Annotated in this window: 23 protein-coding genes; 6 read left to right on the forward strand and 17 right to left on the reverse strand. The window is 71.3% G+C overall.

Features of this window, described 5'->3' with window-relative positions:
- Positions 1 to 27: 27 nt before the first annotated feature.
- The 4 genes from EER34_RS02755 to EER34_RS02770 form a co-directional block, all read right to left on the reverse strand.
- On the reverse strand, positions 28 to 1,401 hold the full coding sequence (locus EER34_RS02755; RefSeq protein ID WP_127473033.1) for an FAD-dependent oxidoreductase: 1,374 nt from the start codon (positions 1,399 to 1,401) through the stop codon (positions 28 to 30).
- A gap of 65 nt (positions 1,402 to 1,466) precedes the next feature.
- The gene (locus tag EER34_RS02760) at positions 1,467 to 2,522 is read right to left on the reverse strand and encodes a polyprenyl synthetase family protein (protein WP_127473034.1); all 1,056 of its coding nucleotides are present in this window, start codon (positions 2,520 to 2,522) and stop codon (positions 1,467 to 1,469) included.
- Positions 2,523 to 2,567: 45 nt separating this feature from the next.
- Positions 2,568 to 3,308, reverse strand: a complete 741-nt coding sequence (locus EER34_RS02765; RefSeq protein ID WP_127473035.1) for a demethylmenaquinone methyltransferase — start codon at positions 3,306 to 3,308, stop codon at positions 2,568 to 2,570.
- Positions 3,309 to 3,380: 72 nt separating this feature from the next.
- Positions 3,381 to 3,929 (reverse strand): DUF402 domain-containing protein, encoded by a 549-nt coding sequence (locus EER34_RS02770; RefSeq protein WP_127473036.1) that lies wholly within the window; start codon positions 3,927 to 3,929, stop codon positions 3,381 to 3,383.
- Between the two features lie 22 nt (positions 3,930 to 3,951).
- Here EER34_RS02770 and EER34_RS02775 point away from each other — a divergent pair, with 22 nt between their 5' ends.
- A complete protein-coding gene (locus EER34_RS02775) occupies positions 3,952 to 5,253 on the forward strand; it encodes an isochorismate synthase (protein WP_127473037.1) in 1,302 nt (433 codons plus the stop codon).
- Positions 5,254 to 5,368: 115 nt separating this feature from the next.
- On the opposite strand, the gene EER34_RS02780 is transcribed toward EER34_RS02775, so the two are convergent.
- From EER34_RS02780 to EER34_RS02795, 4 genes are all read right to left on the reverse strand, one after another.
- Complete coding sequence (locus tag EER34_RS02780; protein WP_127473038.1) at positions 5,369 to 6,181, reverse strand: ABC transporter permease; 813 nt, start codon at positions 6,179 to 6,181, stop codon at positions 5,369 to 5,371.
- The gene (locus EER34_RS02785) at positions 6,178 to 7,197 is read right to left on the reverse strand and encodes an ABC transporter ATP-binding protein (RefSeq protein WP_127473039.1); all 1,020 of its coding nucleotides are present in this window, start codon (positions 7,195 to 7,197) and stop codon (positions 6,178 to 6,180) included. The genes EER34_RS02780 and EER34_RS02785 overlap by 4 nt, the downstream gene beginning before the upstream one ends.
- A 113-nt stretch (positions 7,198 to 7,310) precedes the next feature.
- Positions 7,311 to 8,207, reverse strand: coding sequence for a permease prefix domain 1-containing protein (locus EER34_RS02790; RefSeq protein WP_127473040.1), 897 nt, complete (start codon positions 8,205 to 8,207; stop codon positions 7,311 to 7,313).
- Positions 8,204 to 8,584, reverse strand: a complete 381-nt coding sequence (locus tag EER34_RS02795) for a PadR family transcriptional regulator (RefSeq protein ID WP_127473041.1) — start codon at positions 8,582 to 8,584, stop codon at positions 8,204 to 8,206. Before EER34_RS02795 ends, EER34_RS02790 begins: the two co-directional genes overlap by 4 nt.
- An 80-nt stretch (positions 8,585 to 8,664) precedes the next feature.
- Here EER34_RS02795 and EER34_RS02800 point away from each other — a divergent pair, with 80 nt between their 5' ends.
- A complete protein-coding gene (locus tag EER34_RS02800) occupies positions 8,665 to 9,423 on the forward strand; it encodes a class I SAM-dependent methyltransferase (RefSeq protein WP_127473042.1) in 759 nt (252 codons plus the stop codon).
- 15 nt (positions 9,424 to 9,438) lie between these two features.
- Here EER34_RS02800 and EER34_RS02805 read toward each other — a convergent pair whose 3' ends face one another.
- The 3 genes from EER34_RS02805 to EER34_RS02815 form a co-directional block, all read right to left on the reverse strand.
- Positions 9,439 to 10,302, reverse strand: a complete 864-nt coding sequence (locus tag EER34_RS02805; protein WP_127473043.1) for a polyphosphate kinase 2 family protein — start codon at positions 10,300 to 10,302, stop codon at positions 9,439 to 9,441.
- A 71-nt stretch (positions 10,303 to 10,373) separates the two neighbouring features.
- Positions 10,374 to 12,188, reverse strand: a complete 1,815-nt coding sequence (menD, locus tag EER34_RS02810; protein ID WP_127473044.1) for a 2-succinyl-5-enolpyruvyl-6-hydroxy-3-cyclohexene-1-carboxylic-acid synthase — start codon at positions 12,186 to 12,188, stop codon at positions 10,374 to 10,376.
- A 2-nt stretch (positions 12,189 to 12,190) separates the two neighbouring features.
- Positions 12,191 to 12,649 (reverse strand): PLDc N-terminal domain-containing protein, encoded by a 459-nt coding sequence (locus tag EER34_RS02815; RefSeq protein WP_127473045.1) that lies wholly within the window; start codon positions 12,647 to 12,649, stop codon positions 12,191 to 12,193.
- Between the two features lie 112 nt (positions 12,650 to 12,761).
- On the opposite strand from EER34_RS02815, the gene EER34_RS02820 reads away from it, so the two are divergent.
- Positions 12,762 to 13,046, forward strand: coding sequence for a DUF4229 domain-containing protein (locus tag EER34_RS02820; RefSeq protein ID WP_127473046.1), 285 nt, complete (start codon positions 12,762 to 12,764; stop codon positions 13,044 to 13,046).
- A gap of 37 nt (positions 13,047 to 13,083) precedes the next feature.
- Here EER34_RS02820 and EER34_RS02825 read toward each other — a convergent pair whose 3' ends face one another.
- On the reverse strand, positions 13,084 to 14,064 hold the full coding sequence (locus EER34_RS02825) for a 1,4-dihydroxy-2-naphthoate polyprenyltransferase (RefSeq protein WP_127473047.1): 981 nt from the start codon (positions 14,062 to 14,064) through the stop codon (positions 13,084 to 13,086).
- A 115-nt stretch (positions 14,065 to 14,179) separates the two neighbouring features.
- Here EER34_RS02825 and EER34_RS02830 point away from each other — a divergent pair, with 115 nt between their 5' ends.
- A complete protein-coding gene (locus tag EER34_RS02830; protein WP_127473048.1) occupies positions 14,180 to 14,563 on the forward strand; it encodes a VOC family protein in 384 nt (127 codons plus the stop codon).
- Between the two features lie 9 nt (positions 14,564 to 14,572).
- On the opposite strand, the gene EER34_RS02835 is transcribed toward EER34_RS02830, so the two are convergent.
- The 5 genes from EER34_RS02835 to EER34_RS02855 form a co-directional block, all read right to left on the reverse strand.
- Positions 14,573 to 15,727: an AMP-binding protein gene (locus tag EER34_RS02835; RefSeq protein WP_127473049.1), complete on the reverse strand. Its 1,155-nt coding sequence runs from the start codon at positions 15,725 to 15,727 to the stop codon at positions 14,573 to 14,575.
- Positions 15,728 to 15,731: 4 nt separating this feature from the next.
- Positions 15,732 to 16,673 (reverse strand): 1,4-dihydroxy-2-naphthoyl-CoA synthase, encoded by a 942-nt coding sequence (locus tag EER34_RS02840; RefSeq protein WP_127473050.1) that lies wholly within the window; start codon positions 16,671 to 16,673, stop codon positions 15,732 to 15,734.
- A 33-nt stretch (positions 16,674 to 16,706) separates the two neighbouring features.
- Positions 16,707 to 17,504: an LLM class F420-dependent oxidoreductase gene (locus EER34_RS02845; RefSeq protein WP_164743426.1), complete on the reverse strand. Its 798-nt coding sequence runs from the start codon at positions 17,502 to 17,504 to the stop codon at positions 16,707 to 16,709.
- A gap of 72 nt (positions 17,505 to 17,576) precedes the next feature.
- Complete coding sequence (locus EER34_RS02850; RefSeq protein WP_127473052.1) at positions 17,577 to 18,536, reverse strand: permease prefix domain 1-containing protein; 960 nt, start codon at positions 18,534 to 18,536, stop codon at positions 17,577 to 17,579.
- Position 18,537: 1 nt separating this feature from the next.
- Entirely contained in the window at positions 18,538 to 18,873 is a 336-nt protein-coding gene (locus EER34_RS02855; protein WP_127473053.1) for a PadR family transcriptional regulator, read from the reverse strand.
- A gap of 136 nt (positions 18,874 to 19,009) precedes the next feature.
- Between EER34_RS02855 and EER34_RS02860 the strand changes: the two genes are divergently transcribed.
- The gene (locus EER34_RS02860; protein WP_127473054.1) at positions 19,010 to 19,975 is read left to right on the forward strand and encodes a TIGR03885 family FMN-dependent LLM class oxidoreductase; all 966 of its coding nucleotides are present in this window, start codon (positions 19,010 to 19,012) and stop codon (positions 19,973 to 19,975) included.
- Positions 19,972 to 21,633, forward strand: coding sequence for an alpha-amylase family protein (locus EER34_RS02865; protein WP_127473055.1), 1,662 nt, complete (start codon positions 19,972 to 19,974; stop codon positions 21,631 to 21,633). Before EER34_RS02860 ends, EER34_RS02865 begins: the two co-directional genes overlap by 4 nt.
- The last annotated feature ends 72 nt before the right edge of the window (positions 21,634 to 21,705 follow it).

Here is a 21,705-nt window from a genome sequence, read left to right on the forward strand (position 1 = left end):
CCGCTCCGGCCGTTCGCGGGGACGCGATCACTCCCCGCGCGAGATCGTCACCATCTCGTCGCGCGGGACCACCTTGACACGCGCCCGCTCGTGCGGCGCGCCGAGGGCGATCTCGTGCTCGTCGAGGCGGTGCCAGCCGTCGAGGTCGGTCCAGCGCACGCCGCGCTCGGCGAGGAGCGCGGGGATGGCGCCCTCGGACGAATCGGCCGGCTGCCACCACGACCCCTGGTCGTTGATGAGGTGGCGGACCGTCTCCATCGCGTCGGACTTCGTGTGACCGATCAGGCCGACGGGACCGCGCTTGATCCAGCCCGTCGCGTACACGCCCGACACGCGCTCGTTCGAGTCCTTGTGCAGCGCCTGTCCCTCGTGGTTCGGGATGACGCCGTGGCGCTTGTCGAACGGCACGCCCGGCAGCGGCGACCCGAAGTAGCCGACCGCGCGATAGATCGCCTGGATCGGGACCTCGCGGATCTCACCGGTGCCCACGACGCCGCCCTCGCCGTCGGGGCGCGTGCGCTCGTACCGGAACGCGGCGACGCGGCCCTCGGCATCCTTCACGACTTCGAGGGGCTTCGCGTAGAAGTGCAGGTGGAGTCGGCGGGATGCCTCTCCTCCGGCGTTGTTGGCGGCGGGGCGCTGCCGCCACGACTGCAGCACCCGGTCGATGACCATGACCTGCTTGTTGCTCGCGATGGCCGCTTTCGACGCCTCGTCGTAGTCGAAGTCCTCGTCGTAGACGACCATGTCGACATCGCGCAGCTCGCCGAGCTCGCGGAGCTCGAGCGGCGTGAACTTCACCTGCGCCGGCCCGCGGCGGCCGAACACATGGACGTCGGTCACCGCGCTGGCCGCGAGGCCCGCGTGCACGTTGTCGGGGATCTCGGTAGGCAGCAGATCCTCGGCGTGCTTGGCGAGCATGCGCGCGACGTCGAGCGCGACGTTGCCGTTGCCGATCACCGCGACGGACTCGGCGTCGAGCGGCCACTCGCGCGGGACGTCGGGGTGTCCGTCGAACCAGCTCACGAAGTCGGCCGCCCCGTACGACCCGGCGGCGTCGATTCCGGGGATGTCGAGGTCGGAGTCGCGGATCGCGCCCGTCGCGAAGATCACGGCGTTGTAGTGGTGCTTGAGGTCGTCGAGGGTGATGTCCTCGCCGAAGCGCACGTTGCCGAACAGACGGATGTCGCCGCGGTCGAGCACTTCGCGCAGGGCCGTGATGATGCCCTTGATGCGCGGGTGGTCGGGCGCCACACCGTAGCGGACGAGGCCGTACGGCGCGGGGAGCTGCTCGAACAGGTCGATCGAGACGTCGAACTTGCGCTCGGCCTTGAGCAGGATGTCGGCCGCGTAGATGCCGGCCGGGCCCGCGCCGACGATCGCCAGTCGGAGCTTGGTCATGGTGGTCCTTTCGGGGTTGCCTCGGTCGGTGCGCGAACGAAGCGAGACGAAACGAGTGCGGAGCCTCAGCTCGAGCGGTCGGCCACGGCCTGGGCGAAGCGGGTCAGCGCTTCGCGCACGGCGCCCTCGGGAAGCGGCGCGAGCGCCTCGACGGCCTCGCGCGACCAGGTGTGCGCGAGATCGAGGGTCGCCTGGGTGGCCTCATGCTCGCGAAGCTCGGTGAGCGCGTCGTCGAGGATGGCCGGGTCGGCCCCGTCGGCGATGCGGGCAACGCCCTCGTCGATCTGCTCGCGCAGTGCGAGGGAGGCGGGGTCGGTGCGCTGGCCGAGCACGATGTACGGCATTGTCGGCACACCCGCGCGCAGGTCGGTGCCGGGCACTTTGCCCGTCTCGTCGGGATCGGCCGAGAGATCGATCACGTCGTCGAGGAGCTGGAAGGCCACGCCGGCCTTCTCGCCGAACGTGACGAGCGGCTGCTCGAACTCGGCGGGCCCGTTCGAGAAGACGACGCCCGCCTGGGCGGCCGCGGCGATCAGGGAGCCGGTCTTGTCGGACAGCACCTGCAGATAGAACGCGACCCGGTCGTCGCCCTCCTGGGGTCCGACGGTCTCGTGCATCTGCCCCAGCACCAGACGCTCGAACGTGTCGGCCTGCAGCTGGATGGCGGCGTCGCCATAGCGGGCCATGATCTGGCTGGCCCGCGAGAACAGCAGGTCGCCGGTGAGGATGGCGATGCTGTTTCCCCAGATCGCGTGGGCGCTGGGCACCCCGCGGCGCTTGTCCGCGGCATCCATCACATCGTCGTGGTACAGCGAGCCGAGGTGCGTCATCTCGAGCGCGGTCGCCCCGTCGATGACCTGGTCGTTCGCGCCGTCGCCCAGCTGCGCCGTGAGAAGCGCGAGCATCGGGCGCACCCGCTTGCCGCCGGCCTCGTAGAGGTAGCGGCTGGTGGTGTCGGCGAGGGAGTCCGCGACGCGCAGCTCGCGCTCGAGGGCGCTGTCGACGCGCTTCAGGCCCGCCTCGACCGTGGCGAGCAGCTTGCGAGACCTCGGCCCCGCGAAGACGCGGTCGTTGAGGCCCAGCTTGCCCGCGATGCGCGAGCCCGGCGCTGAGGGAGTCACGTGCCCAGCCTACCGGGGCACGTGACCGCCGATCGCGGCCGTCGGTCAGTCGCGCGCATGCGGCTTCGTCGCGCGGTGCAGGGCGACGATGCCCATCGAGAGGTTGCGGTGGGCGACATCCGTCCAGCCCGCCTCGCGGATCCACGTCGCCAGCGTCGCCTGATCGGGCCAGTCGCGGATGGACTCGTTGAGGTAGTCGTAGGCCTCGGCGTTCGAGCTCATGGTCTTCGCGACGACCGGCAGGACGCGGTCGTTGTAGAAGCGGTACAGCCCGTTGAACACCGGCGACGGCGGATGCGAGAACTCGCACACGACGAGGCGTCCGCCTGGGCGGGTGACGCGGAGCAGCTCGGCGATCGCCTTCTTCGGCTCGTTCACGTTGCGCAGCCCGAACGACATCGTCACCGTGTCGAACTCGGCGTCGGCGAACGGCAGGTCGGTCGCGTCGGCCTGCACGAAGGACAGATTCGGGATGCCGCCGTGCCGGCGCTTCCCCTCCGCGATCATGCCTGGCGAGAAGTCGGCGGCGACGACGGTCGCGCCGCTGCGCGCAAGGGCGACGCTCGACGCACCCGTCCCCGCGGCGAGGTCGAGGATGCGCTGGCCCGCCCTCGGAGAGACGGCACGCGTGGTCGCGGCGCGCCAGAACCGGTCGTTGCCCATGCTCAGCACGGTGTTTGTGCGGTCGTACGCGGGCGCGACCTGGTCGAACATGCCGCTCACCCGCGACGGATCCTTGTGGAGGTCGGCGCGGTTCGGCTCGTGCTCGGAGGGGTGCGATGCCACCCGTCGAGTCTAGGCGGCGGGCGGCAGGCGGTCAGCCGGGGTCGACCGGCGCCGGCGACGGACCCTGCCCGGTCATTCCAGGCCGAGCGCGGCGAGCCGGTCGAGCCAGGCATCCGCCGTCGCGTCGTCGAACGGAGCCTCGTGTGCCGTGACGCGCTTCTCGAGATCGGCGGCGAGCGCCTCGAGGTGCGCCACGACATCGAGCGGATAGCCGTAGGCGACGCGGTGCTCGTCCCACTCGTCCTCGTCGTCGATGTAGACGCCGCGGTCGGTGCGCTCGACCACGTCGAGGTCCATGTCGATCCCGGTGGGCTCGCCGGCCTCCCATCGGAGGTCCCACGCGATGTCGATGTAGATGCGCGTGTGGTGCGGAGCGGCGTTGCGGGTGTACGCGTAGTCGCCGCTCGGCGGCACGAGGGTGACATTGGGATGCTCCGGCGCGAACGTGCGGCCCGGGCGCGAGCTGTCCCACCCGGGGAGCTGGCCGAACCAGTCGCCCCAGCGATCGCTGCCGAGGTAGACGCACTCGTGCAGCCAGTGCGGGTCGCCTGTCCATTTGCGCCAGCGGAAGGTCAGTCTGGTGCCCGCCTCGGGGCGTGCGGGGACGGCGTCGTCTGTCACTCCGCGAGTCTAGGCTTGAGGGGTGACATCTCTGCACCGCCTGCCGAAGCTGGTGGTCGAGACCCGCGAGATCGATCCCGTCGAGGATCTGCTGGCCTTCGCCGACCCGCGCTCCCCGCTCGCGTGGCTGCGCCGCGGCGAGGGGATCGTCGGCATCGGCAGCGTCGGCGGGTACGAAGCCGGCGGCGCGCATCCGGTCCCGGGGCTCGACCCGTCGGAGCAGCCCTCACCGGCGGACTCGTGGCGGGCGATCTGCGCCGACGCCGAGATCGACGATCCGGTCGGCCTGCACGGCACCGGCCTCGTGGCGTTCGGCACGCTGGTCTTCGATCACCGCTCGGCGGCGTCGAGCCGCCTCATCGTCCCGCAGGCGGTCATCGGCCGCCGCGACGGACGCTCCTGGATCACCCGCATCCGCTCGACGGTCGCCGATCTCGTCGAGCCGGTCGTCGAACCGGTCCCGTACGGCCCGTACTGGTCGGCCACGCTCGGACCGGGCGCGCTCGATCCGGAGGGGTACCAGGCGGCAGTGCGCGCCGGGCTCGACGCGATCGCGGCCGGCGAGGTGGGCAAGGTCGTGCTGGCGCGCGACCTCGTCGGCACCGTCCCTGCCGGCTCCGACCTGCGCCGGCTCGTCCGCGCCCTCTCGACCGGCTACCTCGACACGTGGACGTTCGCCGTCGACGGTCTCATCGGTGCGAGCCCCGAGACCCTCGTCACGGTGTCGGGCGGCGAGGTCACCGCGCGCGTCCTCGCCGGGACGTTCCCGCGCGGAGCCGACGCCGACGACGATGCCGCGGCATCCTTCCGCCTCTCGCACAGCGGCAAGAACCTCGACGAGCACCAGTACGCCGTGCAGAGCGTGCTCGACGCGCTCGCGCCCCACGTCAGCTCGGTGCGCGCCGACGACGAGCCGTTCGCGCTCGAGCTTCCCAACCTCTGGCACCTCGCGACCGACGTCGCGGGCGAGATCGCCGACCACGCGTCGGCGCTCGACCTCGTCGCGGCGCTCCACCCCACCGCTGCCGTGGCCGGGACGCCGACGGATGCCGCGATCGAAGTCATCCGCAGGATCGAGCCGTTCGACCGCCGCCGCTACGCCGGACCGGTCGGCTGGGTCGACGCGAGCGGTGACGGCGAGTGGGCGATCGCCCTGCGCTGCGCCCAGATCGGCGCCGAGCCCGCGCGCGGCTTCGCGGAGTTCAGCGACACGATCCCGGTCGTCGCCCACGCCGGCGCGGGGATCGTGGCGGGAAGCGACCCCGAGACCGAGCTGCTCGAGACGCGCGTGAAGTTCCGGCCGATCGTCGACGCCCTGGCCTGACGCTGGAGCGGCGTCGGCTGCGCAGAACTCCTGCAGTCTCAGTCCTGCGCGGCCAGATCGGGCCCGAATCACCGCCGGGCGAGCCGATTTGGAGGAGTTCTGCGCGCCACCCGCGTCAGACCGAGCGCTGGTAGGCCCGGATCGACCGGACGGCCCAGAGGAAGGCGAGGCACGCGAGCACCGCGAGCCCGGCGGCCTGCCACCATCCCTCGGCGGGGTACTCGCCGCTCAGACCGCCCCGCCCGAGCTCGACCGCCCAGTTCATGGGGTTCCACCGGGCGACGTCCTGCACCCACGCGGGCAGCAGCTCGGCGGGCATCATCGTCGTCGAGAGGAACGTCGCCGGCAGCACGATGAGCTGCGACAGGCTGATGAGCGCGATCTGGCTGCGGGTCGTGAGCGCGACTGCCGTCGAGGCGCAGCAGAAGATCGTCGCCAGGAGCGTCGCGACACCGAGGGCCACCAGCATCCCGCCGATTCCGCCCGGGAAGCGCGCGCCGGCCAGCCAGCCGATCCCGAGCACGACCAGCGACTGCGCCAGGTTGACGATCAGCTGCTGGGCGAGCTGGCCGGTGATGATCGCCGATCGCGACAGCGGCGAGGTGAGGTACTGGTCCATGACGCCGGAGGTGATGTCGTCGATGAAGCCGGTGCCGGCCCACGCGCCCGAGTAGAGCACGGTCATCATGAGGATGCCGGGCACGAGGTAGTCGATGTAGCCGGCGGAGCCGAACTGCGGCAGTTCGCCGAGCGACGAGAAGACCGCACCGAACAGCACGATCCAGATCACCGGCTGAATGAGCGACATCACCGGTCCCCACGCCTGGCGCAGGGTCGCGATGAGCCAGCGCCGGAGCACCTGTCCGGTCTGGGTGAACCACCCGGCGCGCGCGGGGCGCACCGCGGGGGCGAAAGTCAGCGTGGTCATGCCGCTGCTCCTTCCGTGACGGCGGTCGCCGAGGCGTCGCCGAAGGTGTGGCCGACGAAGTGCAGGTACACGTCGTCGAGGGTGGGGTGGGATGCCGCGACCTGCCCGAAGCGAATGCCCGCGGCATCCAGAGCGGCGATTACGGCCCCGACAGCGGCCGAGGCGTCGTCGGTGCGGGCGGCGAGGACGCCGTCGACACCGGATGCCTCGACCAGGACGTCGCGGAGGCCGGCGACGGAGGCCACGGCTCGGCGCACGGCGTCGACGTCGGGTTCGATGAGACTCACCCGCACCGAGTCTCCGTGGAGCGCGGCCTTGAGCGCGCCGGGCGTGCCCTGCACGACCGCGCGGCCCCGGTTGACGAGGAGCAGCTCGTCGGCGAGGCGATCCGCCTCCTCCATGTAGTGCGTCGTGAGCACCACGGTGAGGGCCTCCTCGCCCGACAGGCGCCGGATCTCGGCCCACATCGCGGCGCGCGCCTCGGGGTCGAGCCCCGTCGTCGGTTCGTCGAGGAACAGCACCCGCGGGCGATGGACGAGCGCCGCCGCGACGTCGAGCCGACGGCGCATGCCTCCGGAGAACGAGCTCACGGGCCGACGGGATGCCTCGGCCAGCCCGAACTCGTCGAGCAGGCGCGCAGCCCGGGCACGGGCATCGGCGCTGTTCGCGCCCCGGAGCCGGGCGGCGATCTCGAGGTTCTCGATCGCGGTCAGGAGCGGATCCGTGCTCGACCCCTGCGATACGTACCCGATCGCGGAGCGGACGGCGTTCGGCTCTCGGGCGACGTCGAACCCGGCGACGCGCGCCGTTCCCTCGGTCGGACGCGAGAGCGTCGTGAGGATCTTCGTGGTGGTGGACTTGCCGGCGCCGTTCGGGCCGAGGAGGCCGAACACGCGTCCGGCGGGGACCTCGAAGCTGAGGCCGTCGAGGGCGCGGACGGTGTTCTTGCGGCCGCGACCGGTATAGACCTTGACGAGGCCACGGGCGACGATGGCGTCGCTGTTGTTTTCGGGCATGGCGAAGCATCCCTTCCTTAGTGTGTGTTCCGTGTGCGAACGGCTGTCGTTCGAATGGCCCCGCGGAGAGCGGCCGGAGCCGTTCGTGAACGGCCGGGCGAGGGGCGCCGGGGTCAGGACCTCTTGTCGGGGCCGAAGAGCATCCGGGCGAGGACGAGCATCATGACGGCGAACCCGCCGGCGAACGCGACGGGCGCCCACCACCACCCGACGGTGAAGACGAGGACCGCGATCACGGCGAACGTCACGATCCAGATGGACACCGTGTAGATGCCGAACCGAGCGGCGACCTCAGGCTCGCGCTCGAAGCGATTGGGGGGCTCGTGCGCGAAGGCCTCCCTGGTCCACGCCTTGTGACGGTTCGTCTGGCTCGAGAGGAGGAAGGCGAACAGGATGATGGACGCGATCACGCCGAGCGCGGCGAAGACGATGCCCCACACCGGCATGGCGCCGCTGAGCACGAGCATGCCGAACCCGAGCCCGTAGACGGCGAGGAACGTCGCCAGCGCGTAGCCGCCGGCACGGTTGTCGGGCATCGGATGGTTCGTGGTGGTCTCCTGCGCGAGCGAGTCCCCGACAACGAGTCCGAGGGCGGTCGACGCGAAGCCGAGCATCCCGATCATGGCTCCGACGGGGAGCGGCAGCACGCCCGTCGCACCGAGGATCGCCAGGGTGATGCCGACCACGGCGGCCAGCGAATACGCCACGACGCGCACGACATAGCCTGCCTTGGGCTTGACGCGGTAGCGCTGCTGCAGGGCGGCGTAGCCCTCGGAACGCGCGGTGGGTGCGGCATCCGTCGACTCGTCGAGCAGTTCGCGCACGTCGCCGAGCTCGGCGACGGCTTGCCGTGCGGCCTCGGCGGGCGTGCGCCCGGCCTCCTCGAGCTCGGCGGCGCGCGCGATGAGGTTGGCGCGCACCTCCTCCTTCAGATCCTGGGCGTCGGCCGTCATGTCGACGCCGCGGAAGGCCTCGTCGAGGAGGCGATGGATGTCGGTGTTCTCGGTCATTTCTGCGTGCCCTTCACGTCTGTGCTCTTGGCGTCCGTACCCACGTCCAGGAGCGAGTCGATGATGCGCCGGGTCGCCGCCCATGCCGCGACGTTGCTGCGGAAGACCGCGCGGCCGGCGTCGGTGATGCGGTAGTACTTGCGGCGGCCGCCCTGCGTCTCGTCGCCCCAGTAGGACTCGACGAGCCCGTCCTTCTCGAGGCGGCGGTAGGTGGCGTAGAGGGTGGCCTCTTTGATCTCGTGGTCGCCGCCGGTCGCGTCGCGGATCGTCTTGTAGATCTCGAAGCCGTACCGGTCGCCGCGACGGAGCACACCGAGCACGATCGTGTCGGTGTGGCCGCGCAGCAGGTCGGCTGCGAACGCGTCGTCCTTTGTCATGTCGAGTACTGTATCACATCCAGTACTTGATGAAGCAGTCATCTATACCGTATCGACATCACCGGGCCTAGACTGCGCGCATGTCGTTCGACGTCGCCGCGGAGGCGTACGACCGATTCATGGGCCGCTACTCCGCTCCCCTGGCCGCTGTGTTCGTGCACTCCGCACGCCTGCCCGCCGCAGGGCGTGTGCTCGACGTGGGCTGCGGCCCGGGTGCGCTGACCGCCGTCCTGTCCGAGAGGTTCGGTCCCGACCAGGTCGCCGGCGTCGACCCGTCCGAGAGCTTCGTGGCCGCCGCGCACGACCGCTTCCCGTGGGCGGACATCCGGCACGGTACGGCCGAGGCGCTGCCATTCGACGACGACACCTTCGACGCGACGCTCGCCGAGCTCGTCGTGCACTTCATGACGGATCCCTCCGCCGGCGCCCGCGAGATGAAGCGGGTCACGCGCCCCGGCGGCGTGCTGGCGGCGTGCGTGTGGGACTTCGTCGGCGGCCGCGCACCGCAGAGCACCTTCTTCGAAGCTCTGCGCTCGGTCGTCGTGGGCATCGACGACGAGACGCACCGTGTCGGGGCAGACGCGGGCGATCTCGGCGAACTGCTCGAGGGCGCGGGCTGCACAGACGTGGAGGAGACGGAGCTCTCCGTCGCGGTCGAGTACGCGGCGTTCGAGGACTGGTGGGGGCCGTACACGCTCGGCGTGTCGCCCGCCGGCAAGCAGCTCGCGGCACTCGGCGAGGTCGACCGTGCGCTCGTGCGCGAGCGCTGCGTCGAGCTGCTCCCGAACGGGCCGTTCACCATCACCGCGACGGCGTGGAGTGCCCGCGGCGTGGCGTGACGACGGGCGCGGCGCCTACGTCGCGGCGAGGCGCTTCTTCTCGACCTCCACATCGAATGTCGCCGCCGGCCACTGCGGGTCGATCGACTCGAGGGCTTCGAGCAGCAGGTTCTGCACGGCGATGCGCGCGTACCACTTGCGGTTGGCCGGGACCACGTGCCACGGCGCGTGCTCCGTCGAGGTGCGCTCGAACACCCGCTGGTACGCCTCCATGTACTTCGGCCACAGCTCGCGCTCGTCGACGTCGCCCGGGTTGTACTTCCAATGCTTGTCGGGTCGCTCGAGCCGCTCCTCGAGACGTGCCTTCTGCTCGTCGGACGAGATGTGCAGCATCACCTTCACCACGCGGGTCCCGCCATCCGTCAGCCGCTTCTCGAACTCGTTGATGGCGCCGTAGCGGCGCTCGATCTCGTCGGTCGGGGCGAGCTCGCGCACCCGTCCGATGAGGACGTCCTCGTAGTGGGAGCGATCGAAGACCCCGATGATTCCGGTCTCAGGCAGCCGCCGCTCGACGCGCCACAGGAAGTCGTGCTCCAGCTCCTCGGGCGTGGGCTTCTTGAAGGCGGTGATCGATACCCCCTGCGGATCGACCGACCCCACGACATGCCTCACGATCCCGCCCTTGCCGGCCGAGTCCATCGCCTGCAGCACGAGCAGCACCGAGGCGTTCGTCGCATCGACACGGCTCTGCGCGAACAGGCGCTCCTGATACTCGTCGAGCTGGCCGGCGCCCGACGCCAGATCCTCGGCCGCCTCGACCTTGGTCTTCTCGTACCCGGGCGTGGACTGGGGGTCGACGTCGGCGAGCGCGAAGCCCTCGCCCACCCGGAGGAGCGCGGCCGCGTCGCCGCTCCAGTTCTTCTGACTCTTCGCGATCATCTGCCCATCATGCCGACCGCGGTGTCGGAGCGCACGGTTTCGTTGCGCGCCAATCGGGAGGGATGCCGAGACTACCGCTCGAGCGGCACCTCGATGAGCTGACGGCCGCCGACGGGCGAGGTGAGCGCCTGGTCGAGTGCCGATCGCGTCGTGATGCGCCGGTACTCCCACCCGTACGCGAGGGCGAGATGCTCGAGGCGAACGGTGTGCGGCGTGTACAGCACCCGGTCCATCGCCTCGGCACCGGCGACGCCCGCGACCTCGAGCCCGTCGAAGATCGTTCCACCGCCGTCGTTGCCCACGATCACCTGGATGCGGGGCTCGGCCTCGCCGGGCGGAAGCAGGAAGGCTCCGACGTCGTGGAGCAGCGCGAGGTCGCCGAGGAGCACACGGGTGACGCCCGGCCGCCCGTCGGTCTGGCTCGCGAGGGCGATGCCGGTGGCCGTGGCGACCGTGCCGTCGATGCCGGCGAGCCCGCGGTTGGCGTGCACCGGGACCTTCTTGCCTCCGAGGAGGTCGTCGGCCACCCGTACGAGGCGCGACGAGCCGAAGACGAGCCGGTCGTGCGGCCACGTCGCCCGCCAGACCGCGTCGGCGAGCGCGGCGCGGTCGAGGGGCGCGCGCACCGCCGCGAGCTCGGCGGCGATCGCTCCGAGCCGCTCCTCGGGGACGGCGGAGGTGAGGCCTTCGGCATCGGGGGCGGGCGGGGCCAGGTCGACGGATGCCTCGCGCGACGCGTGTAGCCACGCGCCGAGCCAGTCGCGATCGGGGTCGCCGGTGGCCACCGCGACGGTGTCGACAGCGGTGGTGGCCGCGTTGAGGTTGAGCGGCTCGCCGGGGCCGCGCAGCGCGATGACCTCCACCTCGGGGTCGGACAGGAGCGCCGCGACCTCGCGGCTGAGGGTGGGGTGGCCGAGCACGACCGCGCGCTCGACGCGGCCGCCGAGTTCCGGGTCGCGCAGCAGCGCGCGATAGCCGTGCACCAGGTGGCGTCCGAACCTCGCCCCGCTGACGATCTCGGCGATCAGAGGCCAGCCGCCGGCGTGCGCCAGATCCTCGGCGTCGGAGCCGGCATCGGCTCCCGCGACGACGACGGTGCGGGGACCGCGCACGAGCACGAACGGGTGGTCGTCGGGATCGACGGGCACATCGGACTCGCCGATGCCTCCCCCGCCCTGGTAGAGGGCTCCGGATGCCTCGTCCTCGGCGTGGGCCTCGGCCGGCGGGGGTCCGTCGGGGTCGTCCTCGGCGGTCGCCGCGAGCTCGGAGGTCGGCACGCCGAACCACGCGGGGAGGTCGCCGGCGAGCGGCTCGCGGTAGGGGAGGTTGAGGTGCACGGGACCCGGGGAGCGGAGGCCGGCGCCGAGCGCGGCTTCGAAGGCCTCCTCGGCCACGCGGCGCAGCATGAGGCTCTGCTCCTCGTCGCCCTCCGCGTCGCAGGCCTCCGGAACGGGAAGGTCGGCCTCGTACCGCACGCTCGGCGCGAACATGCCGGGCTGACGGGTGGTCTGGTTCGCCCCCACGCCGCGCAGCTCGGGCGGACGGTCGGCCGTCAGGAGCAGGAGCGGCACACCGGCGTGATGCGCCTCCAGCGCGGCCGGCAGCAGGTTCGCGACCGCGGTGCCCGACGTGCACACCACGACGGCGGGCACCCGGGACTCCCGCCCGATGCCGAGTGCGGTGAACCCGGCGACGCGCTCGTCGACGCGGACGTGCAGTCGGAGGCCACCGCGTCGCTCGAGCTCGGCGGCGACGAGCGCCAGAGCCTGCGAACGGGACCCGGGGCTGAGCACGACGTGCTCGACACCGAGCTCGACGAGCCTGCTCAGAAGGGCCGCGGCGGCGTCGGTGGCGGCGGAGGCGAGCCCGCCTCGGCCGTGCGACACGGTCAGCTGACGGCTCCGCGCTGACCGCGCTCGTCGTCGCCGTCGGCGGGGCGCACGGGCGGATCGGGCGGAGCGTCGGGGGACGCGGCCTTCGGCGTGCCCGGCGCGGCCTGGCCGGGGGCGTCTGCCGCCCAGCGAGGGTCGTCGTCCTCTGCGTCGAGCTGGGCGAGCTCCTCCTCCAGGCGGCGGATGCGCTCATCCTGGTCGGTGATCGCACCCAGGCTGCCGAGGAACTCGGGGTCGTCGTCGGGGGCGCGGCGGGCAGCGATCGCCGAGCGGCGCACGCGGCCGACGAGAAGCCAGAGGAGACCGCCGAGCACCGGGATCAGCACCACGATGAGGATCCAGACCGGCTTGCTCACGCCGCGATGCCGAGTGGGCGGCTGGACCGCGCAGTCGACGATGGTGAAGACCCAGAACGCGGTCGCCACCAGGGCCAGTATCAGCAGGGCCCGTGTCATGACCCCATCCTAGGCGGGCGCGGTGGGCCGCGGCCCTCTCGTGACCGAACCGTCGCCTCGGCCGGCATTTCGTCCGGGATCGCTCCAGGATCGCCTCGATTACGATGGACGGGTGAAAGCGCGCTCAGCCCTCGTCTACACGGTGCTGCGGCTCCTCGCCTTCCTCGTGCCGTTCGGCATCCTCATGCTCTTCCCGGTCATGCAGGAGTACTACTGGCTTGCGGCGATCTTCGCCGCCCTCATCGGCCTGAGCCTGTCGATGCTCTTCCTGCGGCGGCCACTCGACGACATGACCTCGGGACTCGCCGAGCGACGCGCACGCACGAAGCGGGCCGCCAGCGACGAGGACGTCGAGGACGCCGTGACCGACGCCCCCGAGACCCGCTCCGCGGACTGACGCGCGCACCCGGAGCCTGTGCCCGGCCGGAGTCCGGTCAGCCGATCAAGGCCCAGGCGAGGAACGCCCCGTAGGCGATCGAGGTGAGCGACGTGAGGCCGAGTGCCACGACGAGCTCGCGCGGGTCGCGGTAGGTCCACACGATGAGGATCGCCGGCAGCGCCGCCAGGAGCACGAGCAGGGTCAGCCACGCGATCGGGTAGAACAGCGCGAGGAAGATCGCGATCCCGAACGGCACGAGCACGAACACGGTGAACAGCCACCGGGTCGCCGTGCGGCCGATCAGCACCGTGAGGGTGCGCTTTCCCGCGGCACGGTCCTGGTCGAGGTCGCGCAGGTTGTTCGCGAGCAGCACGGCGCAGGCGAGGAGCCCCGCCGCGACCGCGCCGAACCACGCCTCCTGCGGCAGGGCGAAGGCCTGCACCCACGTGGTGCCGAGCGTGGCGACCAGCCCGAAGAACACGAAGACGAACAGCTCGCCGAGGCCGTAGTAGCCGTAGGGCCGCTTGCCCCCGGTGTAGAACCACGCGGCGACGATGCACACCAGGCCGACGGCGATGAGCCACCACTGCTGCGTCCGGATCGTTATCGCGAGGCCCGCGACTGCGGCGATCGCGAAGAACAGCAGCGCGACGCTGAGGACGGCGCGAGGCCTGACCCTGCGCGACGCCGTCAGCCGCGCCGGGCCGACGCGGTGGTCGTCGGTTCCCCGGATGCCGTCGCTGTAGTCGTTGGCGAAGTTGACGCCGATCTGCAGCGACACCGAGACGATCAGGCAGAAGAGCGCGATCACCCAGTGGAACCGGTCGACGACGAGGATCGCCGCTGCCGTGCCGATCACGATCGGCGTCACCGCGAGGGGCAGCGTACGCAGGCGCGCCGCGGCGATCCAGTCGCCGGTGGTCACCGGCTCGACGGTGCGCGGGTCGCGCGACTCGCGCACGCGCTGCGGGTTCCCCCGCGACGGCTGCTTCTTCGGACCGGGATGCTTGCGCTTCTTGCTGGGAGTGCCTGCCACGAGTCGCCATCCTAGAGGGCGACCCGATGTGGCGCCGATCCGAAGGCCCGGACTGTGGAAGGGCGGGCACGCAAGCCCCTGGCCGCGGACCGGCCGTCACGAAATGATCGGACCCATGCTGAGCATCGGGACGATCGTGCTGACGGTGGAGGACATCGAGCGGGCGGGCGCCTTCTGGCGGGCGGCCCTGGGCTACGTGAACCGCGGCGAGCCGAGCGAAGACTGGCTCATCCTCGACCCGCCCGGAAAGGCGAACTGGGCCGCACCCGGGGCGAGCGTCGCCCTGTCGGTCACCGGCTATCCGCAGCACTATCCCCCGCGCATCCATCTCGATCTCTACGCGGAGGACCAGGCGGCCGAGATACGGCGGCTCCTCTCCTTCGGCGCGCGCGAGGTCGACTGGCACGACTACCCCGACGATGCGGACTGGGTCGTGCTCGAAGACACCGAGGGCAACCGGTTCTGCGTGGTCGACACGGGCGACTTCTCCGCCGCGTGAGCGGCGTCGTCAGTGCAGCGCGGCGACCGCGCGTCGGATGGCCTCGCGGTCGGGCTTGCCGGAGGGCAGCGTCGCGAGCTCGTCCACGAGCACGAGGCGCGACGGCCGCGCGTACGACCCGATCTCGTCCTTGACTGCGGCGCGCGCCTCTTCGAGCTGCACCGACTCGCTCCGGCGCAGCGACTCGCCGCGGATGGCCACGACGACGGATGCCTCGCCCCACCGCTCGTCGGGCACGCCGACCACCACCGCGCCGGACAGCCCGGGTACGGTGCGGACGACCCGCTCCACGCGGTCGAGGGACACGTTCACCCCGCCGGAGACGATGACGTTGTCGATCCGTCCGCGGACGCGCAGCAGTCCGTCCTCGAGGAGCCCCGCATCGCCCGTGCGGTACCACCGCGTGCCGTCGGCTGCGCGGGGGAACACGGCATCCGTCAGCTCGTCGTCGCCGAGATAGCCCTCGGCCAGGGTCGGGCCTGCAACCTGAACCTCGCCGCGCTCGATCCGCACGCGCACTCCCCGCAGCGGCGTCCCGTCGTACACGCAGCCGCCCGAGGTCTCGGTCGATCCGTAGGTGCGGACGACGCGGGCGCCGGCGGCCTCGGCGCGCTCGAGCGTCACCGGCGGCAGCGCCTGCCCGCCGACGAGGATCGTCTCGAACGAGCGGAGCGCGGTGCGCACGGCGGCGTCCTGCTCGGCGGCGTCGAGGAGGGTCGCGAGCTGCGCCGGCACGAGGGACGTGTAGGTCGGGATGCGCAGCCCGCGCTCCGACGACGCCATCATGAGGGCGGCCGCCGCGAACGACTGCGGCGTGAACGATCCGCTGAGGATGGCGGGCTCCCGGTCGGCGACGATCGACCGCACCAGGACCTGCATCCCGGCGACGTAGCTCGCCGGGAGCGCGAGGAGCCAGGCGCCTTCGCCCACGCGATCCGCCGTGGCCAGCGCGCTGGCGGTGAGGGCGTCGCGGCTGAGGACCACGCTCTTCGGCACGCCGGTCGACCCCGAGGTCGTCACGACGACGGCCGTGCCGGGTCGAACCTGACCGGGAAGCTCGCTCACCAGCCCCAGTCCGAGCGCCGGTCCGGCGCCGTGCAGCGCGCTCTTGAGCGCCCGCAGGACGTCGCGGGGGTCGTCGCCGGTGACGGGCTCGAGGTTCATCGCGTCAGAAGTGCCACGGATACGGCGACCAGTCCGGGTCGCGCTTCTCGAGGAACGCGTCTCGTCCCTCGACCGCCTCGTCGGTGCCGTAGGCCAGGCGAGTCGCCTCGCCGGCGAACACCTGCTGGCCCACGAGCCCGTCGTCGACGGCGTTGAACGCGAACTTGAGCATGCGGATCGCGGTCGGCGACTTGGTGAGGATCGTGCGCGCCATCGCGATCGCCTCGCGCTCGAGCTCGGCGTGGGGGACGACTCGGTTGACGGCGCCCATCTCGTACGCTCGCTGCGCCGAGTACTCCTCGGCGAGGAAGAACACCTCCCGGGCGTTCTTCTGCCCGATCTGTCGCGCGAAGTACGCGGAGCCGTAGCCTGCGTCGAAGGATCCGACATCCGCGTCCGTCTGCTTGAACCGGCCGTGCTCGGCGCTCGCGATCGACAGGTCGCACACGACGTGCAGCGAGTGCCCGCCACCGGCGGCCCACCCTGGGATGACGGCGATGACGACCTTGGGCATGAACCGGATCAGCCGCTGCACTTCGAGGATGTGGAGGCGTCCGGTGCGCGCCAGCAGACCGGGGGTCTGCGGCGGAGCCGCGGAAGGCGAATGGGCGACGTCGGTGACCTCGTCGGTCTCGGAGTACTTGTACCCGTCGCGCCCCCGGATGCGCTGGTCGCCGCCGGAGCAGAACGCCCAGCCGCCGTCCTTCGGGCTCGGCCCGTTGCCCGTGACGAGCACGACGCCGACGCGCGGGTCCTGCCGCGCCGAGTCGAGCGCGCGATACAGCTCGTCGACGGTGTGCGGTCGGAAGGCGTTGCGCACCTCGGGGCGGTCGAACGCGATGCGCGCGATGCGCCCGTCCTTCGACACGTGCGCGGTGATGTCGGTGAAGCCCGAGGCGCCGGGTGCCGGCATCCATTCGTCTTCGTCGAACAGCTCGGAGACCATGGAAGCCAGCTTATTGCGGTGGGATGCCGCGCCTCATGCCCCGTTCTTGGCGTCGCGCCAGCGCAGCCACGACGTCACGAGGTCGTAGTCCCAGTCCGGTCCTTGGAATCCGAGGGTGAACAGGCGCACGCCGGCGTCGTAGAGGTCGTCGGCGAAGGCCTCGCCCCGCTGATGCAGTTCGTTGGAGATGACGAGGCCCGACGTGTCGCGCTCCTCCTTCTCGGCCCACCGCTCGATCACGCCGATCTTGTGGGCGAGCTCGTCGGGGCGCACGAAGCTGTGCCAGATGTCGGCGTGACGGGCCACCAGCCGCAGGGTCTTCTGCTCGCCCTTGCCGCCGATCATGACCGGGATGCGCCGCGTCGGCGCGGGGTTCAGCTTCTCCCAGCGCGCCTCGATGCGGGCCAGGCCGGCGGCGAGGTCGTCGAGCCGCGAGCCGGCTGTGCCGAACTCGTAGCCGTACTCCTCGTAGTCCCGGGCGAACCAGCCCGACCCGGTGGCGAAGATGAAGCGCCCGGTGCCGTCCTTCGCAGAGATGTGGTCGATCGTCCGCGCCATGTCGGCCTGGAGGTCGGGGTTGCGATAGCTGTTGCAGTTCACCAGCGACCCGAACTCGACGCGCTCGGTCTGCTCCGCCCAGGCGGCCAGCATCGTCCACGACTCGAAGTGGAGCCCGTCGGGATCGCCCGACAGGGGGAAGAAGTGGTCCCAGTTGAAGAGGATGTCGACGCCGAGGTCTTCGAGGCGGAGCACGGCGTCGCGGAAGGCCGAGTACGGCGCGTGCTGCGGCTGCAGCTGGATGCCGAGGCGGACCGGGGTGTCGAGAAGCATGGGAATAAGCCTAGGGGCGTGCGCGGAGGGACCGGCCCGATCGGACCGGCCCCCTGACCGCGGTGCGGCCGCTCAGCCCTTTCGGGCGCGCGCCGCCTTGAGCGCGGCATCCGCGGTGTCCCACGCTGCGATCCCGACGATGACGAAGCCGATGACGACCGTCACGATCGTCTGCACCTCGTCGCCCTCGGCGCCGATGATCGTGGGGAAGTACTCCGGGTTGAGGAGCCGGCCCTGCGTGAGCAGCCACACGGCGGGAATGGCGATGGCGAGGTTCAGCAGCCCGTTGACGATCGCGAGCCCGACCGTCCAGCGGCGCACCGCGTACACCGCGACGGCGAGGCCGGCCTCGAGGGCCATGAGGGCGAACAGCGCGAGGATCCATGCCGGCCACAGGCCCGGGTCGAGGAACGAGAGGCCCGGATGCATCGGCACGAACCCGATGAACAGATCCCAGAGGATCGCGCCGGCGGCGAGAACCAGGAAGACGAGGGATGCGATCATGTCGCCGAATCCGACGCCCCGCGGGCGGGCCTCGGGGAGCTGGTCGACGCTCCAGGGGACGAGCGGGTCCTTACGGTCGCGGACAGCCGTGCGCTCGACGACCGCGAACACGAGGACCGTCCAGAACCCGAGGTGGACGACGACGCCGATGAGGACGGGGATGACCGTCCCGACGATCTCGCCGAACGACTTCCCGTCGAGCACCAGCGCGAACGAGACGCCGAACGCGGCGCACGCGGGGACGATCCACAGGAGGAGCTTGAAGAGGCGCCACCAGTCGAGGAAGTAGCGCGGTCCGATCAGGTACAGGGGCCGCTCCGTGTACCCGGCGGCGAGCTTGTCGGGGTCGCCGAGGTCGGTCAGCACCGCTCGCTCGGCGGTCTCGCGTGGTTCGCCGTCGGCGACGCGGGCCTCGATCTGATCGTCGATCGAGCCGCGCAGCTCGGCGGAGAGGTCGTCGCGCTGCGCCTCCGGCACGGTGCGCATCGCCGCCGACACGTAGCGGTCTGTCAGAGTCGTGGTGGTCATGTCAGTCCTCCTGGGGCAGGGATTCGATCGCCGTGGCGATCGCGCGGAAATCGTCGGTGAGGGCGGCGGCGAGGCGGGAGCCCGCTTCGCTCGTGCGATAGAACTTGCGAGGCCGCGCCTCGTCGGTGTTCCACTCGCTCGTGAGATGCCCCTGCTTCTCGAGACGGCGCAGCAGGGGGTAGAGCGTGTTGGCGTCGGTGTCGAACCCGCGCGACTGGAGCTCTTCGAGCAGCCCATAGCCGTAGCCGGGGGCCTCGAGCAGTCGCAGGCACGCGAGCACGACGGTGCCGCGCCGCAGCTCCTGCAGGTGGGTTTCGAGTGCTTCGGTCTCGCTCATGCTTCACACTGTACTGTGTGATACACACTATCGTCAATCACACATCGCTGTTCCGGATAGGCGCCGCCCCTTGGTGGATGCCGCGCGATCCCGCAACCCCCTCCCCGGCCGGCGGCAGTCCGGAGAGACTCGGGTGATGGTCTTCCTCGGGTACCACGCCTCCCACGAGCAGCTTCCGCCCAGCGCGCTGCTGCGCGCCGTCGTCGACGCAGAGCGCGCCGGATTCGACGGCGCGATGTGCTCCGACCACCTGGCGCCGTGGGGCGTGCGACAGGGCGAGTCCGGTTTCGCCTGGTCGTGGCTCGGCGCGGCGTTGGCTTCGACATCCTTCTCGATCGGGGTCGTCAACGCACCGGGCCAGCGCTATCACCCCGCCGTGATCGCTCAGGCGATCGCCACGCTCGAGGAGATGTTCCCCGACCGCTTCTGGGCCGTGCTCGGCAGCGGTGAAGCCATGAACGAGCACGTCACCGCCGACCCGTGGCCGCCGAAGGACGAGCGCAACGCCCGCCTCGACGAGTCGATCGATGTGATCCGGCGGCTCCTCGACGGAGACGAGGTGACGCACGACGGGCTCGTCCGCGTGCATCGCGCACGCGTGTGGTCGCTCCCGGCCACGCCCCCGCCGCTGCTCGGCGCGGCGGTCAGCGCCGAGACCGCGGGATGGCTCGCCGGCCGCGTGGACGGCCTCGCGACCGTCGCCCAGGACCCCGCCGCGCTCCGTCGCGTCGTGGACGCCTACCGGTCGGGCGGAGGAGAGGGACCTTGCGTCCTGCAGGTGCACGTGTCGCTCGCGGAGACGGATGCCGCGGCCCTCGCCCTTGCGGAGGACCAGTGGCCGAACGGGCTCATCGGGCCGCCTCGCGCGTGGGACTTCGACCAGCCCGAGGACTTCGACGCCGCTGTCGCCGACCCCGATGAGGGCGAGCTGCGCAAGGCCGTACTCGTCGATTCGGATGCCGCGGCCCTCGCCGAGCGGATCGCCGAGCTCGCCGGGATCGGCTTCGACCGCGTCTACGTCCACCACGTCGGCAAGGACCAGGGCGCGTTCCTGGACCGCGCCGCCGCCGACCTGCTGCCGGCTCTGCGGAGGATCCTGTGAAGATCACCGACACCAGCGACCTGTGGTGGAAGACGAGCGTCGTCTACTGCCTCGACGTCGAGACCTACCTCGACCACGACGGCGACGGCACCGGAGACTTCGCCGGGCTCGCGCGCCGGATCGACTATCTCGCGGATCTCGGCGTGACGTGCCTGTGGCTCATGCCCTTCTACCCGACGACCGATCGCGACGACGGGTACGACGTCACGGACTTCTACGGCGTCGACCCGCGCCTCGGCTCGCACGGCGACCTCGTGGAGGTGGTCCGCACAGCGCGGGATCGCGGCATCCGCGTCATCGTCGACCTCGTCGTCAACCACACCTCCGACCGGCACCCGTGGTTCGTCGCGGCGAAGCGTTCGCGGCCGTCGCGCTTCCGCGACTTCTACGTGTGGCGCGACGAGCCGCCCGCGAACAACGTCAACACCGTGTTCCCCGGCGAGGAGAAGACGCTGTGGGAGCTCGACGAGAAGAGCGGCCAGTACTACCTGCACAGCTTCTACCGTCACCAGCCCGACCTGAACATCGCGAACCCGTCCGTGCGTGATGAGATCGCCAAGACGATCGGGTTCTGGCTGCAGCTGGGGATCTCCGGCTTCCGCGTGGACGCGGTGCCGTTCCTCCTCGAGGTTCCGGAGGGGGCCGACTTCTCCGACCCGCACGAGTACCTGCGCGACATCCGGCGCTTCCTGCGACGCCGGTCGCGCGAGGCCGTCCTCCTCGGCGAGGTGAACCTCCCGTATCGCGACCAGCTCACCTACTTCGGCGGAGACAAGGGCGAGGAGCTCACACTCCAGTTCGACTTCATCGGGATGCAAGCGCTCTACCTCTCGCTCGCCCGCTCCGACCCGCGCCCGCTCGCGAAGGCGCTGCGGGCGCGGCCGCCGATCGCCCCCGAGGCGCAGTGGGCGAACTTCGTGCGCAATCACGACGAGCTCACCCTCGACAAGCTCACCGACGCAGAGCGCGAGGAGGTCTTCGAGGCCTTCGCCCCGGACGAGGACCAGCGCGTCTACGGCCGCGGCATCACCCGGCGCCTGCCCACGATGCTCGGCGGCGACCCGCGGCGGATCCGCATGGTCTACAGCCTCCTGTTCTCGCTGCCCGGCGTCCCCGTGCTGTTCTACGGCGAGGAGATCGGCATGGCCGAGAATGCCGACATCGCCGGACGAATGGCGGTGCGCACGCCGATGCAGTGGAGCGACGCGCGCAACGGCGGATTCTCGACGGCTGCCCCGTCCCGGCTGCCCGCGCGTCCGCCCGAAGGCGGCTACGGCCCGGAGCACGTCAACGCGTCGGAGCAGCTCAACGACGAGGAGTCCCTGCTGCACTTCATCCGACGCCTCGCCGCCCGCTACCGCATCTCACCCGAGATCGGCTGGGGCGAGGTCGAGCTGCTCGACCATGAGGCACCCGCCGTCCTGGCGCACTCGCTGCGCGCCGACGTCGGGCGGATGATCGCCGTGCACAACTTCGCCGACGAGCCGACGCGCGTGCGCCTCGCGATCGCCGACGAGCCCGAGGGCACCGAGCTGAGCGATCTGTTCAGCAGCGAGCGCGTCGGCCTCGGGGCACGCGGCGGCTTCGAGCTCGACCTCGCGGCGTACGGATGGCGGTGGCTGCGGGTGGCCCGACCGGGCGACGGACGACTCGGCTGACCCGCCGATCTGAGCAACCGCGGCTCGGGCGCCGAGAGCGGCGCGCACGCGCGGTCCATCCAGAACCAGACA

The sequence above is a fragment of the Microbacterium sulfonylureivorans genome, assembly GCF_003999995.1.
Lineage (GTDB): Bacteria > Actinomycetota > Actinomycetes > Actinomycetales > Microbacteriaceae > Microbacterium > Microbacterium sulfonylureivorans.